General features: G+C 65.5%; 11 protein-coding genes. 9 read left to right on the plus strand and 2 right to left on the minus strand.

Annotated elements, in window-relative coordinates; all coding sequences use genetic code 11:
• Window positions 1-104 precede the first annotated feature (104 nt).
• Window positions 105-2,372: a thiamine pyrophosphate-dependent enzyme gene (locus H8F01_RS16950; RefSeq protein WP_187056230.1), complete on the plus strand. Its 2,268-nt coding sequence runs from the start codon at window positions 105-107 to the stop codon at window positions 2,370-2,372.
• Window positions 2,373-2,458: 86 nt separating this feature from the next.
• Window positions 2,459-2,983 carry an Ivy family c-type lysozyme inhibitor gene (locus H8F01_RS16955; RefSeq protein ID WP_187056231.1) on the plus strand — a complete coding sequence of 175 codons (525 nt, stop codon included), beginning with the start codon at window positions 2,459-2,461 and terminating at the stop codon, window positions 2,981-2,983.
• Between the two features lie 471 nt (window positions 2,984-3,454).
• Here H8F01_RS16955 and H8F01_RS16960 read toward each other — a convergent pair whose 3' ends face one another.
• Window positions 3,455-4,237 (minus strand): phosphatase PAP2 family protein, encoded by a 783-nt coding sequence (locus H8F01_RS16960; RefSeq protein ID WP_187056232.1) that lies wholly within the window; start codon window positions 4,235-4,237, stop codon window positions 3,455-3,457.
• On the minus strand, window positions 4,234-4,377 hold the full coding sequence (locus tag H8F01_RS16965) for a hypothetical protein (RefSeq protein ID WP_187056233.1): 144 nt from the start codon (window positions 4,375-4,377) through the stop codon (window positions 4,234-4,236). Before H8F01_RS16965 ends, H8F01_RS16960 begins: the two co-directional genes overlap by 4 nt.
• On the opposite strand from H8F01_RS16965, the gene H8F01_RS16970 reads away from it, so the two are divergent.
• The 7 genes from H8F01_RS16970 (at window position 4,376) to H8F01_RS17000 (ending at window position 14,022) form a co-directional block, all read left to right on the plus strand.
• A complete protein-coding gene (locus tag H8F01_RS16970) occupies window positions 4,376-6,034 on the plus strand; it encodes a serine hydrolase (RefSeq protein WP_187056234.1) in 1,659 nt (552 codons plus the stop codon). The genes H8F01_RS16965 and H8F01_RS16970 overlap by 2 nt on opposite strands.
• A 69-nt stretch (window positions 6,035-6,103) precedes the next feature.
• Window positions 6,104-7,378, plus strand: a complete 1,275-nt coding sequence (locus H8F01_RS16975; RefSeq protein ID WP_187056235.1) for an alpha/beta fold hydrolase — start codon at window positions 6,104-6,106, stop codon at window positions 7,376-7,378.
• Window positions 7,379-7,464: 86 nt separating this feature from the next.
• Window positions 7,465-9,084, plus strand: coding sequence for an alpha/beta hydrolase (locus H8F01_RS16980; RefSeq protein ID WP_187056236.1), 1,620 nt, complete (start codon window positions 7,465-7,467; stop codon window positions 9,082-9,084).
• A gap of 401 nt (window positions 9,085-9,485) precedes the next feature.
• A complete protein-coding gene (locus H8F01_RS16985; protein WP_187056237.1) occupies window positions 9,486-11,183 on the plus strand; it encodes a methyl-accepting chemotaxis protein in 1,698 nt (565 codons plus the stop codon).
• 10 nt (window positions 11,184-11,193) lie between these two features.
• A complete protein-coding gene (locus H8F01_RS16990) occupies window positions 11,194-12,027 on the plus strand; it encodes a CheR family methyltransferase (protein WP_187056238.1) in 834 nt (277 codons plus the stop codon).
• Window positions 12,014-12,496 carry a chemotaxis protein CheD gene (locus H8F01_RS16995; RefSeq protein WP_187056239.1) on the plus strand — a complete coding sequence of 161 codons (483 nt, stop codon included), beginning with the start codon at window positions 12,014-12,016 and terminating at the stop codon, window positions 12,494-12,496. The genes H8F01_RS16990 and H8F01_RS16995 overlap by 14 nt, the downstream gene beginning before the upstream one ends.
• Before the next feature lie 14 nt (window positions 12,497-12,510).
• Window positions 12,511-14,022 (plus strand): chemotaxis protein CheW, encoded by a 1,512-nt coding sequence (locus tag H8F01_RS17000; RefSeq protein WP_187056240.1) that lies wholly within the window; start codon window positions 12,511-12,513, stop codon window positions 14,020-14,022.
• Window positions 14,023-14,059: the final 37 nt, after the last annotated feature.

Below are 14,059 nucleotides of genomic sequence, written 5' to 3' on the forward strand. Positions count from 1 at the left end.
GGTCGCCCACCTGAATCGCCTCGCACGCTGTACTGGCGCGTGTGTCGCCCACGCTTCAATAATCCCCTGATTGCCGCGACGCGGCTGTTCGTTGACGAGACACCATGACCGCCATTCCGTATTCCCTCACGGGCCGCCACAAGGGTTTCAACCGCGCCGAGATCGTCGACCAGAACTTCACCGAGTTCGTCCAGCTCTGGCAGGGTGAGGTGCACGAGCCGCGCGACGATCATGCGCCGGTGTTGCCCGGCAGCGGGCTCGATGGGCGGGGTTTTCGCGAACTGCTCGAATCGCAGCTGATCAGCCGCCACCTGGACCTGATGGCGCGCGTGTTGCGCGTGCAGAACAAGGTGTTCTACACCATCGGTTCCAGCGGCCATGAAGGCAACGCCATGGTGGCGCGCCTGACGCGTCATACCGACCCGGCGTTCCTGCACTATCGCTCCGGCGGCTTCATGGCCGAGCGCTTCCGCAAGCTGCCGGGCATGGATCCGGTGATGGATTCCGCGCTGTCCTTCGCCGCCAGCATGGAAGACCCTGCCTCCGGCGGTCGCCACAAGGTGTGGGGCAGCAAGCCGCTCTGGGTATTGCCGCAGACCTCCACCATTGCCTCGCACCTGCCCAAGGCGCTGGGCACGGCCGTGGCCATCGAGCAGGCGCGTCGCATCGGCCACAAGCTGCCCATTCCCGATGACAGCATTGCCGTCTGCTCGTTCGGCGATGCCTCGTCCAACCATGCCAGCGCGCAGACGGCGTTCAATGCTGCCGCATGGACGGCCTACCAGAAGCTGCCCGCGCCCGTGCTCTACGTGTGCGAGGACAACGGCATCGGCATTTCGGTGAAGACACCGAACGGCTGGGTGGCGAACAACTTCCGCCATCGCGCCGACCTGGACTATTTCTACGCTGATGGCCTGGACCTCGCGAACGGTTATGCGCAGGTGCAGGAAGCGGTTGAGCATTGCCGCACCACGCGTCGCCCGACGTTCCTGCACCTGCGCACCACGCGCGTGATGGGGCACGCGGGTACCGATTTCGAAATCGAATGGCGCAGCGTGGAAGAGCTGTTCGCCGTCGAAGCCAGCGATCCGCTGCTGCGTTCGGCGGAGATTGCCCTGTCGTCGGGCCAGTACACCCGGGAGTCGCTGCTGGCGCTGTACGAAGCGACACGCAAGCGTTGCTTCGAAGCCGCGGAAGACGCCGACCGCCGCCCGCGCCTGAGTTCGCTGGAGCAGGTGATGAAGCCGCTGGCGCCGTATACGCCATCGGCAGTGAAGGCCGAGGCCGAACGCAGCGATTACCAGGAGCGTCGCCTTGCGGCGTTCGGCAGCGAAGAGAAATTACCGGAAAACCAGCCGCCGCGCCATCTGGCCATCCAGATCGGCCAGGCGCTGCACGACATCATGGCGAAGTACCCCGAATCGCTGCTGTTTGGCGAGGACGTGGCGCAGAAGGGCGGCGTGTATACCGTCACCAAGGGGCTGCAGAAGGCCTTCAAGGGCAGTCGCGTGTTCAACACGCTGCTCGATGAAACCATCATCCTTGGCCTGGCGCAGGGCTACGCCAACATGGGCATGCTGCCCCTGCCGGAGATCCAGTACCTGGCGTACTTCCACAACGCCTGCGACCAGATCCGTGGCGAAGCCGCTTCCTTGCAGTTCTTCTCCAACGACCAGTACCGCAACCCGATGGTGATGCGCGTGGCCAGCCTGGGCTACCAGAAGGGTTTCGGCGGCCATTTCCACAATGACAACTCCATCGCGGCACTGCGTGACATCCCGGGCCTGGTGGTGGGTTGCCCGAGCCGCGGCGATGATGCGGCGAACATGCTGCGCACGATGACGGCGCTGGCCAAGGTGGACGGTCGCGTGTGTGCGTACCTCGAGCCCATCGCGCTGTACATGACCAAGGACCTGTACGAACCGGGCGATGGCCAGTGGCAGTTCGCCTATCCGGCGACGGGGGAGGCCATGCCGCTGGGCGAAGGCCGCGTCTACAACGATGAGGCGAACGACCTGGTGGTGTTCACCTTCGGCAACGGCGTGCCGATGGCGCTGCGCGCGGCGCGCACCATCGAGGCCGAACTCGGCTGGAAGGTGCGCGTGGTGGATCTGCGCTGGCTGGCGCCCCTGAACGATAACTTCATCGCGGCGCAGGCAAAGTCCGCCAGGCGCATCATCGTGCTGGACGAAGGTCGTCGCAGCGCCGGCGTGGGCGAGGGCATCATCACCGCCATCGTGGAAGGCGGCAGTGGTGCCACGCCACTGGAGCGCGTGGTGGGTGCCGATACCTACACGCCGCTCGCCGGCGCGGCCTTGCTGGTGTTGCCGGGCGATGCCGATGTGGTCGCCGCGGCCCGCAAGCTGGCCTGAGCGACCACCGGACGGCGCCGCTGTGGCGGCGCCGTCTTGCCTCCCCGGCGATCCGGCTGATGCGCGGACTCACTGAGGAGATTTGCATGCGTCACCGTTTCATTGCCGCCCTGGGTATCGCCGCCGCCTGTGCTGCCTGTTCGCAGCAGCATGACGATCATGCGCCATCGGCGAGCGCGCCACCGGCCGCCGCATCGACCGGCCCGGTGCTGGCAACCACGCCCAGCAGTCCCAGCGGCCTCACGTATCTCTACGACCTGATGCAGCGTCCGGACTTCTCCACGGCGTTCGCGGCGCTGTCGGGTGCCGATCAGTTGCCTGCATGGGCGAAGCAGGGAGGCGTGGCGACGCCCGCGCAGCAGGTAACGGTGGACGGCCATACGCTGCTGCTGGCAACGGCGTGCAAGCCGCACGACTGTCCATCCGAACGCATCCTGATTCTTTATGACGAGAACACGCATGCCATGTCCGGCCTGTTCGCGCGACGCAAGCCCAATGCCGTTAACAACGCAGACAGCAACGATCCGGCCAATGACGACCTGAGCTGGCTGGGCGCACCGGATGAGGCGACGAAGCAACTGCTGCAGCACAAGCTGTATTCGCCAGACTGAGCCCCGGCCTGATTCCTGTAGGAGCGCACCCTGTGCGCGACTGGCCTCGCGGTAACGCTTCACCGAAGCCCATCGGTTGCCGATGTCGCGCACAGGGTGCGCTCCTACAGGAATCGATCACGGTCGCTGCAGACGCCACCACCCCGCCTCGACGAATCACGGCAACAGCCCGGATCGCGCCAGCGTTTTATTTGTAGGAGCGCACCCTGTGCGCGACTGGCCTCGCGGTAACGCTTCACCGACGCCGATCGGTTGCCGATGTCGCGCACAGGGTGCGCTCCCACAGGAATCGATCACGGTCGCTGCAGACGCCACCACCCCGCCTCGACGAATCACGGCAACAGCCCGGATCGCGCCAGCGTTTTATTTGTAGGAGCGCACCCTGTGCGCGACCGGCCTCGCGGTAACGCATCACCGGCGCCGATCGGTTGCTGATGTCGCGCACAGGGTGCGCTCCTACAAATGGGGCGGTTACTGCCGCCGCAGGCGCCACCATTCCGCGCCGGCAATGCACACCACCAGCCATGCCAGTCCGCTGACGTAACCGCCCACGACGTCGCTGAAGTAATGCACCTGCAGCACGATGCGACTGAGGCCGATCACGCCGATCATCATTACCGCAGCAGCGATCACCCAGCGGTGCCAGCGATGCGGCAGCAGTCGCAGCAGCACGTACGCCAGCATGCCGTAGAACACCATGGCGCCAAACGCGTGGCCACTGGGAAAACTCCAGCCGTGTTCCACCATGAAGCCGTGGTTGTGCAGCGGACGAGGGCGCTGGAAGACGGCCTTGAGGCCGCTGTTGATGGGCACGATGCCGGCCATGGCAACGGTCCAGCAGGTGGCCAGCCGCAGATGGCGGCGCAGCAGTAGCGCGGCAAGGATCACCACGGTGGCTGCGGCGACGGTTCCCAGGTCGCCCAGGTGCGACACCGCTGCGACCAGCCGCAATACGCCCGGCTGCATGCTGTCATGCAGGTCGGTGGCAAGCGTCTCGTCGAAGGCCGGCAGCCAGCGCGTGGCTTCTTCCTTCAGGGCGATGGCGATGGCGGCGAACAGCAGGCACATCGACACCAGCAACAGCAAGGCCGTGGGGCCGCGCAGCGTGGCCGGCCGGCCGCCAGCCGCCTGCGCCCTTTCGCCGTGGCGCCGGTTCCATTGCCAGGCCACGTCGCCCGTTAGCAGGGCAGCCACCAGCAGCAGCGCCCAGACGGACAGGGCGTGGGTGGCGATCCATTCGGCCAGGTCGTTCATGCGTACTCCTCGATACGACCTTGCATGATCCGGGCAGCGGCGCAGCGCGTCGAGAGGTCGGCAAGCGTGACTTTCAGTGCTGGATCAGGAAGGCCTTTGCCGCGATAGTGGGTTTCTTTACCGTGGTGGAGCCACTGCATGTTCCTGCGAACCCTTTCCCCGCGCGTGGCGGGTTGCTGCGCGCTGTTGTTTCTCACCGCGCCGGTGTGGGCACAGGCCGCGCCCGCGGCGGCTGCAACGCCGGTAGCCGTCGCCAGTCCGGCACAGCCGGCCTTGCCGGCCCAGTTGCAGGACTTCACCGCCTACGTGGACAGCGTGCGCAAGCAGTTCGATGTGCCGGGCATTGCCGTGGCCATCGTGAAGGACGGGCAGGTGGTGCTTGAGCAGGGTTACGGCCTGCGCGAACAGGGCAAGCCGGAACCGGTGGATGCACGCACGCGCTTCGCCATTGCCTCCAACACCAAGGCCTTTACCGCCGCGGCGCTGCAGATGCTGGCCGAGGAAGGCAAGCTCAACATGGACGATCGCGTGATCGATCGCCTGCCGTGGTTCCAGATGTCCGATCCGTACGTGACGCGCGAAATGCGCATCCGCGACCTGCTGGCGCATCGCAGCGGCCTGGGCCTGGGTGCCGGCGACCTGTTGTACTGGCCGCCCACCACCTACACCACCAAGGAAGTGGTGCAACGTCTGCGCGACGTGCCGCTCGCCACCAGCTTCCGCAGCGCCTATGCCTACGACAACATCCTGTTTGGCGTAGCCACGCTGGTGATCGAGCAGGTCTCGGGGCAGAGCTATGCCGACTTCATCAGCCAGCGCATCTTCAAGCCGGTGGGCATGGACGAGTCGCTGATCGACATGACCCAGCTCAAGCCCGGCATGGACGTGGCCACCGGCCACGCCAAGTTCAACTTCACCGAGCTCAAGCCGGTGCCGCCGATGGCCTGGTCGAACAACCCCGGCGCGGGCGGCATCTACGCCAGCGTGCACGACATGGCCAAATGGATGAACGTGCAGCTTGCCGGTGGCAAACTGCCGGATGGCAAGGCGCTGTTCTCCGCCGACAGCCAGAAGCAGATGTGGTCGATGCTGACGCCGATGAAGATCGGCGAGCCGCCAGTACCGGAATTGAAGGCGACGCGCCCGAATTTTGCCGGCTACGGAGAGGGCTGGTTCCTGTCCGACTACCAGGGCCAGCGGCTGGCGTGGCATACGGGCGGCTGGCCCGGCATGGTGTCGCGCGTGACCCTGGTGCCGGAGCTCAAGCTCGGCGTGGTGGTGCTGACCAACCAGGAATCCGGTGCCGCGTTCAACGCGGTGACCTATCGCGTGCTGGATGCCTACCTGGGCAAGGACAAGACCGACTGGGTGGCGGCCTATGCCGCGGCGGTGAAGAAGTCCGAAGGCAACGCCGACGACAGCTGGAAGAAGCACGAAGCGTCGCGCGACAAGAACGGCAAACCGTCGCTGCCGCTGTCCGGCTACGCCGGCACGTTCCGCGACAAGTGGTACGGCGACGTGGTGGTGAGCCAGCAGGGCGGCAAGCTGCGCATGAGCTTCTCGAAGACCGCGCAGCTGGCCGGCACCATGACGCCGTGGCAGCACGACACCTTCATCGTGCGCTGGGATGATCGCTCGCTCAATGCCGATGCCTTCGTCAGTTACTCGCTGGATGCCGACGGCAAGATCCGCGAGGTGCGCATGGAGCCGATCTCGCCCATGACGGATTTCAGTTTCGACTTCCAGGATCTTCGCCTGTCGCCGGTGGCGGCGACGAAGACCTCCGGCACGCCCTGACCAATAGCAGGGGCGTTGCGTGCGGGACACTGCCTATAGTGGCAGCGTCCCCACCACGGAGCGGTGCCCATGAAAAACCTTGTCGCGGGCCTGCTGTGCCTGTCGTTTGCCGGCGTGGGTTGCGCCGCGCCCGTGTCCTGCGCCTATGGCGTGTACGGCGAGGCTGGCAAGGCGCCGGTGGTGATTTCCAACCCCACCGCCAAGGGCGCGCAGGCACCGGAACGCTATACCTTCATCGATGGCCGGCGCGGCGACGTGAACGCTGTGGATGCGCCTGTGCGCTGCGCTCAAGGCGTGGTGAGCGTGCGCCAGGCGGATGGCCGTTTTCTCGCGCAGCCGAAGGTGGCTTTGCGTGAAACACCTACGCACTTCAAGAGCCACGGTACGGAACTGGCTGGCGTCTTGATCGAACCGGCGCAGCCCGGTGGCAGGTCGCCATTGGTGGTGTTCGTGCACGGTTCGGAAAAGACGCCAGGCATCGGTGGCTATTACCCGTACATGTTCGCCGCGCAGGGCCTGTCCGTGTTTGCCTATGACAAGCGCGGCACCGGTGCTTCGGATGGTGATTACACGCAGAACTTTGAACTGCTGGCGGACGACGCAGCCGCCGCGCTGGACGAGGCGCGCAAACTCGGGGCGGGACGTTACTCGCGCGCCGGTTTCTTCGGTGGCAGCCAGGGCGGCTGGGTAGCACCGCGCGCGGCAGCGCTGGCGCACGCCGATTTCGTCGCCGTGGGTTTTGGCCTGGTGATGACGCCGCTGGAAGAAGACCAGCAGCAGGCCGTGCTGGAAATGCAGGAGAAGGGCTATGACGCGGCCAGCATGGCCCGCGTCCGCGAGGTCACCGACGCCACGGGCGCGGTGATGGCTTCGCATTTCACCAGCGGCTTCGACCAGTTGGCGGCAGTCAAGCGCAAGTTCGCCAACGAGCCGTGGCTGCACACCATCGAAGGCGAATACACCGGCGAGATGCTGGCGGAGAACGAAGCCGACCTGCGCCGCACCGGCGCGCCACGTTACGACAACCTCAACATCCTCTGGAACTACGACGCCGTGGCGGCCATCCGCGCGCTGGACATTCCCCAGCTGTGGGTGATTGCAGGAGAGGACCGTGATGCCCCGGGTGCGGTCACGCGCGAACGCCTGACGGTCCTGAAGCGGGCCGGCAAGCCGATCGACCTCTACGTGTTCCCGCACACTGATCACGGCATGTACGAGTTCGTGCAGGACAAGGACGGCACCCGCCACGTCACGCGCATCACGGACGGTTACTTCCGCCTGCTGGCCGACTGGATCCGCCAGCAGGACAACCCGCCGTACGGCACGGGTGAACGCCTGCCGTGATGTCCTGCGCGGTCGCGCGGGGATGGACAACGGAACCCATTGGGCCGAATGTTCCGTCACTTGGGGAAAACCATCGGGGAGGGGGCATGTCGTCATACCGACTGAAGCTTGGTGTTGTGCTTTGCCTGGGACTGGTCGCGGGCGCGGCATGGGCGGAGGGCGCCAGCGCGCCGCAGCGTTTCCACTTGGATCTTGGCGTGGCCGGCACGGACGCGGCCTCCGGTCGCCTGCTGGTATTCGCCGAGCCCGCGGCGGCCGCCGAGGCGGAAGCCAAGGGCGGCAAGATCGCCGAGGTGGATCTCGACCAGCTCAGGCCTGACAAGGTGAGCGTGGCGGGGCGCGAGGTGGCGCGGCTGGCCGCAGGCAAGGGCGTGGACATCGACGCGGACGATCATGCGTTCCCGGTCGCGTTTACCCGGTTGCCGCCCGGCGATTACTACGTGCAGGCCGTGCTGGACACCAACCACAGCTACAACTACACCGGCCGCGACACCGGCGACCTGCTCAGCGACGTCATCAAGGTGCACCTGCCGGCGTCCAGCGTGCCCGTGCTGAAACTGACCGCGGCCGTGCCTGCGCACGATGCCTGGGTGCTGTCGCCATCGACTCCGAAGGCCACCCGCGATGCGGCGCCCGAGGCGCGCAAGCACGTGCATGACATCGACTTCGTCAGCCCCGCGCTGACGGCGTTCTGGGGCCGCCCGGTACATATGCGCGGCTTTGTGCTGCTGCCGCCGGGCTACGACGCCAAGGCGGCCGCAACGTATCCGGTGGTGTATTTCACGCATGGCTTCGGTGGTGGCCTCGACCATTTCGTCGGCGCCATGGCCAACAACTGGCTGGCCATGTCCAAGGGCGAGATGCCGCCGATGATCTGGGTGTTCCTGGACGAGTCCTCACCCACCGGCACGCACGAATTCGCCGACTCGGTGAACAACGGACCGTGGGGCAAGGCGCTCACCGAGGAGCTGATCCCGCAACTGGAATCCACCTACCGGATGGATGCCAAGGCCTCCGGCCGTTTCCTCAATGGCCATTCGTCCGGCGGCTGGGCCACGCTGTGGCTGCAGACGCGTTACCCGAAGGTGTTCGGCGGCACCTGGTCCACCTCGCCCGACCCCAGCGACTTCCACGACTTCACCGGCATCGACCTCTACGCGCCGCATGCCAACGTGTACCGCAAGGGCGACGGTTCGGCGTACCCGCTGATCCGCGACCAGGGCAAGGTCATCGCCACCTTCCAGCAGTTCGCGCAGATCGAGCGCGTGCTGGGCAGCTATGGCGGGCAGATCGCTTCGTTCGAGTGGGTGTTTTCCCCGCGCGGCAAGGACGGCCGCCCACTGCCCATGTTCGATCGCGATACCGGCGACGTGGATGGCGCCGTGGTTGCCTACTGGCGTGACCACTACGACATCGCCCACCGCCTGCAGGATCAATGGCCGGAACTGGCACCCGACCTGGACGGCAAGATCCACCTGATCGTGGGCACTGCCGATACCTTCTACCTCGACGGTTCCGCGCATCGGTTGAAGGCGGTGCTGGATGGCCTGCGCGCGCATTCGGACTTCCGCTTCCTGCCCGACAAGACGCACTTCGACCTGTACGCCGTCGGCAAGGATCGCACCGCGCTGCTCAAGCAGATCGCGTGGGAGATGTATGCGGTGGCGCGTCCGCAGTCGTCGCTGAAGCGCGCTGCGGCCCCCTAGCCTGACGGTCTATGTCATTCGTCATGACGGGGCCTGCGGGCCCCGTTTTTTGTGAAGTCGATCACACTGTCTCGATCCAGGTTGTCCAGCGAGGGGACGCCTGAATCGATCCAGCCGTGAATCTCACGAAACTCACGGAAAACAGCGGTTTTCAAGGCAAAAAGGCGCCTCAAGCCCCTTCATCGCGGGCCGATACCCCTCAACGCAGGGGGAGGCGAATCCAAGGGACCTGGCTGTGCCACGCGGAAACGCCAGGGCAGGCCGGAGCATGCCCGGGAATCGTTGGAACAAAACGAACGGGTCGGCACGCTCCGGGGGGAGCGACCGCCCGGAATCTCCTCTCCCGCACTGACGTAACGAGACAAAACTGTCTGCGTTTTCACCAATGATGGAGAGGGGTCATGGGAAAAGAGACACCGGATATCGTGCTTGAGCCGCATGAACTGCGTGCGGTCAACGAGGCGCTCAACCGCGTGCAGGCGGTGATCGAGTTCGACCTGAAAGGGAAGATCCTCACGGCCAACGGCAACTTCCTCCATGCGCTGGGCTACACGCTGGAAGAGATCCGCGGCCAGCATCACCGCATGTTCTGCGAGCCCAGCTACGCGGCCAGTGCCGAGTACAAGAAGTTCTGGGAAAACCTGGGCAAGGGCGTGCTCGATCGCGGCGAGTACAAGCGCATCGGCGGCGACGGTCGCGAGGTGTGGATCAATGCGTCCTACAACCCCGTGTTCGACGAGAACGGCAAGCCGTACAAAGTGGTGAAGTTCGCCACCGATGTCACCGCCAGCCGGCAGGAGCGCGCCGAGCACGAGGGCAAGATCCACGCCATCGACAAGGCGCAGGCCACCATCGAGTTCGACCTGGCCGGCCACGTGCTGACCGCCAACGACAATTTCCTCGGTGCCGTGGGTTACGCACTGGACGAGATCCAGGGCCACCACCACCGCATGTTCTGCGAGGAAGGCTACGCCGCCAGTCCGGCCTACGCCGAGTTCTGGGCCAAGCTCAACCGTGGCGAGTTCGATGCCGGCCGCTACAAGCGGTTTGGCAAGGGCGGACGCGTGATCTGGATCCAGGCAAGCTACAACCCGATCTACGACGGCAACGGTCGCCTGTGCAAGGTGGTGAAGTTCGCCACCGACGTCACCGCGCAGGTGGAGCTGGAAGAAAGCGTGAAGCGTCGCGCCGCCGACGACCAGCGCAAGGTCGAGGAACTGCTGAAGGTGGTGCGCCGTGCCGCCGAGGGCGACCTCACCGGCGAAGTGCGCGTGGAGGGCAGTGATCCCATCGACCAGCTCGCCGACGGCATCGGCCAGATGATGAGCGACCTGCGCAGCGTGATCGGCAAGGTGGTCGATTCCGCCGGCGGTTTCGCCGGCAGCTCGCAGGAGATCGCCGGCCGTTCCAGCAGCGTGGCCAGCGGCGCGCAGCTGCTGGGCGCCACGGTGGAGGAAATGAACGCGTCCATCGAAGAGCTCACCGCGTCGATCAACTCCATTGCCAACAACTCGCGCAGCGCCGACCAGCTCGCCAAGGACACGCATCAGGAAGCCGAACGCGGCGCCAAGGCCATCGCGCGCTCGATCGAGGCGATGGACCTGATCAACAAGTCGTCCGAAGACATCAGCGAGATCATCAAGGTGATCGGCGAGATCGCCAGCCAGACCAACCTGCTGGCCTTCAACGCGGCCATTGAAGCGGCCCGTGCCGGTGAACATGGCCTTAGCTTCTCGGTGGTCGCCGACGAGGTGCGCAAGCTGGCCGAGCGTTCCTCGCAGGCCACCAAGGAAATCTCCAAGCTCATCAATGAATCGGTGAAGCGCGTGACGCAGGGCAGCGAGATCTCGCGGCAGGCGGGTGAGGCGTTCGAGAAGATCGTCGGCGGCGTCAGCCGCACCACCCAGGCCATCTCCGAGATCTCCTGCGGTGCGGACGAGCAACTGGTGGCGGCGCGCGAAGTGAGCGCGGCGATCCAGCAGGTGGCCGAGGAGACGGAGAAGTCCGCCGCCGCTTGCGACACCATTGCCCGTTCCACCACCTCGCTCACGCAGGGTGCGGAAGAACTGAACCGGATCGTCCGTCGCTTCGTGGTCTGAAGGAACGAGCATGGAGATCGAGAACGATATCGACGTCGCCACCCAGCGTGCCTTGCTGGACAAGGTCCAGCGCCACACGGGCATCCACATGGCGGAGCGCAAGTGGACGTTGCTGCAGGGACGGCTCCGCCGTCGCCTGCAGGCGCTGGAACTCAGCCGATACCGCGATTACCTCGCGGTACTGGACGAGCGGCCGGACGAGGTGGGTGCCTTCATCAACCTGGTGACCACCAACGAGACTTCGTTCTTCCGCACGCCGCGCATCTGGGAACACTTCTGGCAGCAGTTGCTGCCGGAGTGGTACCGGCAGCATCCCGGCGCCACGCTGCAGTTGTGGTCGGCGGCAGCCTCCACCGGCGAGGAAGCCTATTCGATGGCCATGCTGTGCGAGGAATTCCGCGAGCGGCATCCGGCGTTCAAGTACCAGATCCTGGCCACCGACATCGCCAGCGACGTGCTGGCGGTGGGCAGGGCCGGGCATTACCAGGGCAAGAGCATCGAGGGGCTGCGGCGCAGCCGTCCCGATCTGCTGGCCAAGTACTTCCAGGCCTGTGGTGAGGGTTATCTGGTGGCGCCATCGCTGCGTGGTCACGTGCTGTTCCGCGGGCACCACCTGCACAAGCGCCTGGATGGTGCCGCGCGCTTTGACATCACGCTGTTGCGCAACGTGCTCATCTACTTCGACGAGCCCGGGCAGTGCAACGTACTGGAGAACGTGCGTCGTGCGATGGCACCGAACGGCATCCTGGTGATCGGTGAATCGGAATCGCTGACGCGGCTCAATGTCGGCTTCGATTTCGAGCAGCCCCTGATCTACCGTCGTAGCGAACATGCACACGCCTGACGGTCAGGACATCCAGGTGCGCATGTGCGAGGTGAAGGTCGGCAGCGGCAACGACGTGCTGCACGCCATCCTCGGCTCGTGCGTGGGCATCGGCCTGCTGTGGCGTCGCCGTGGCCTGTACGGCATGGCGCATTGCCTGCTGCCCGAGTCGCCGCATGCGACCACGGCCGAAGGCGCCAAGTACGTCACCGGCGCCATGCCGACGCTGTTGTCGATGATGGAACTGGCGCCGCGGCACCAGGAGGAAGTGGAGGCGGTGATCGCGGGTGGTGCCTGCATGGTGCAGCACGCCACGCCGCCGCGCCACGGATTGATCGGCGAGCAGAACGTGCGCATGGCGCAGCGGCTGCTGGCCGAAACCAGGATCAGGGTCGTGCATGTCGAAGTAGGTGGCGAAAGCGGTCGCCAGCTCGTGATCGACTGCGCGCAACACCAATTTGCGGTCCGCACGATTGGCCGCACGACGTGAACCGGAGCATTGCCATGGAATCCTCGAGCGCATTGACGGCCCGGCAGGACGCCACCGAAATGTTCGGCTCGTTCCACCTGGGAGACACCGAGCTGGTGCTGCCGGTGGCGACCGTGCAGGAGGTGGTGAACTACCCCTCCGTCGTCACGCAGGTGCCGCTGGCGCCGTCCTATCTGCTGGGCCTGTTCAATCTGCGCGGCCGGCTGATTCCCATCATCCATCTTGGCCAGTTGCTGCAGGTGGCCGATCGCGGTGCACGCGAAGGTTCGAAGATCGCCATTGTCGAGTTCCGCCAGGGGCGCATCGGGCTGCTGTTCGATGCCACCGGCGAGATCCTTCGCGTGTCGGGCGAGCAGAAGGTGATGTTCAGTGAAGCCGGTGCGACGTCGTCGATGATCGGCGGTGCGCTGAAGCTGGATGGCGGCAACCGCATCCTGCAGATCCTCAACGTGGATGCCTTGCACGCCCTGCACGACATGCCGATGCCCACGGGCGACGCACAGGCGCTTGAGCCCGCGCGGCAGCGCGCTGCGCAGGGGCAGCGCCGCCAGGGCGTGTCCTTCCGGGTGAACGACACGCGCCTTGCCCTGCCGATGGGGGCCATCCACGAGATCATCCGCGTGCCCGAGCTGCTCACCTCCGTGCTGGCCAGTGAACTGTGCCTTGGCATGCTCAACCTGCGTGGCAATACCGTGCCGGTGGTCGACTTCGCGCGTTTCCTGGGGTTGTCGCGCGAAGGTGCCGTCGCCGTGGCGCCGGGAGATTTCGAGGACCCGCGACGCATCGTGGTGCTGCGCCAGAAAGACAGGGATGTCGGCCTGCTGGTGGACGATGTCGAGAGCATCGTCGGCTATCGCGACGAGGAGCTGCTGGCCATTCCTTCGTTCTGCGCGGAACGGCCGCAGCTGTTCACCGGCTGCATCAGCCAGCAGGGTGGCCCCGACATCCTGCTGATCGACGAAACCGCCCTGTTGAGCGATGCCATCGTGGCCGACCTGACGAAGGGGCATCGCGAGCTGTATCAGCTGGAGTCGGCGGCCGAACGTGGGCAGGGCAGGCGCCGCAGCGGCGTGCGCGAAACCTATGTGACGTTCCGGCTCGACCAGCTGATGGGCATGCGCATCGACCAGCTGCGCGAAGTCATCGATTTCCCCGCTACCGTGATGCAGCCGCCGGGTGCGCCGGACTATGTACGTGGCGTGCTCAACCTGCGTCGCAAGCTGGTCACCATCATCGACATGCGCGTGCTCTACGGCATGAAGGGCTACGCCAACCTGCAGGCCGCCAAGGTGCTGGTGGTGGAAAACGACGAAGAAAAGTTCGGCCTCGTGGTGGATGCCATCGAAAATATCGTGACCATCGACGCGGCCGATAAGATCGGCGTGCCGGGCGTGCTGCGCAACCAGATCGACCGCTCGCTGCGCGATGACATGCGCGAGGTGGTGGAGCTGCCTGACCAGAGCACCTTGCTGTTGCTGGATGCCGCACCGTTGAAGCAGCGCCTGGGAGCCGCGCCGGTGCATTGAGCGAAAGCGTGTGGATGACCCTTGGTTTTTGCGCGAG

The sequence above is a fragment of the Dyella telluris genome, assembly GCF_014297575.1.
Lineage (GTDB): Bacteria > Pseudomonadota > Gammaproteobacteria > Xanthomonadales > Rhodanobacteraceae > Dyella > Dyella telluris.

What these genes read in the sequence shown, in the direction of transcription:
- H8F01_RS16950 (WP_187056230.1), top strand. Translation starts at nt 105, where the DNA reads ATGACCGCCATTCCGTATTCCCTCACGGGCCGCCACAAGGGTTTCAAC.
- H8F01_RS16955 (WP_187056231.1), top strand. Translation starts at nt 2,459, where the DNA reads ATGCGTCACCGTTTCATTGCCGCCCTGGGTATCGCCGCCGCCTGTGCT.
- H8F01_RS16960 (WP_187056232.1), bottom strand. Translation starts at nt 4,237, where the DNA reads ATGAACGACCTGGCCGAATGGATCGCCACCCACGCCCTGTCCGTCTGG.
- H8F01_RS16970 (WP_187056234.1), top strand. Translation starts at nt 4,376, where the DNA reads ATGTTCCTGCGAACCCTTTCCCCGCGCGTGGCGGGTTGCTGCGCGCTG.
- H8F01_RS16965 (WP_187056233.1), bottom strand. Translation starts at nt 4,377, where the DNA reads ATGCAGTGGCTCCACCACGGTAAAGAAACCCACTATCGCGGCAAAGGC.
- H8F01_RS16975 (WP_187056235.1), top strand. Translation starts at nt 6,104, where the DNA reads ATGAAAAACCTTGTCGCGGGCCTGCTGTGCCTGTCGTTTGCCGGCGTG.
- H8F01_RS16980 (WP_187056236.1), top strand. Translation starts at nt 7,465, where the DNA reads ATGTCGTCATACCGACTGAAGCTTGGTGTTGTGCTTTGCCTGGGACTG.
- H8F01_RS16985 (WP_187056237.1), top strand. Translation starts at nt 9,486, where the DNA reads ATGGGAAAAGAGACACCGGATATCGTGCTTGAGCCGCATGAACTGCGT.
- H8F01_RS16990 (WP_187056238.1), top strand. Translation starts at nt 11,194, where the DNA reads ATGGAGATCGAGAACGATATCGACGTCGCCACCCAGCGTGCCTTGCTG.
- H8F01_RS16995 (WP_187056239.1), top strand. Translation starts at nt 12,014, where the DNA reads ATGCACACGCCTGACGGTCAGGACATCCAGGTGCGCATGTGCGAGGTG.
- H8F01_RS17000 (WP_187056240.1), top strand. Translation starts at nt 12,511, where the DNA reads ATGGAATCCTCGAGCGCATTGACGGCCCGGCAGGACGCCACCGAAATG.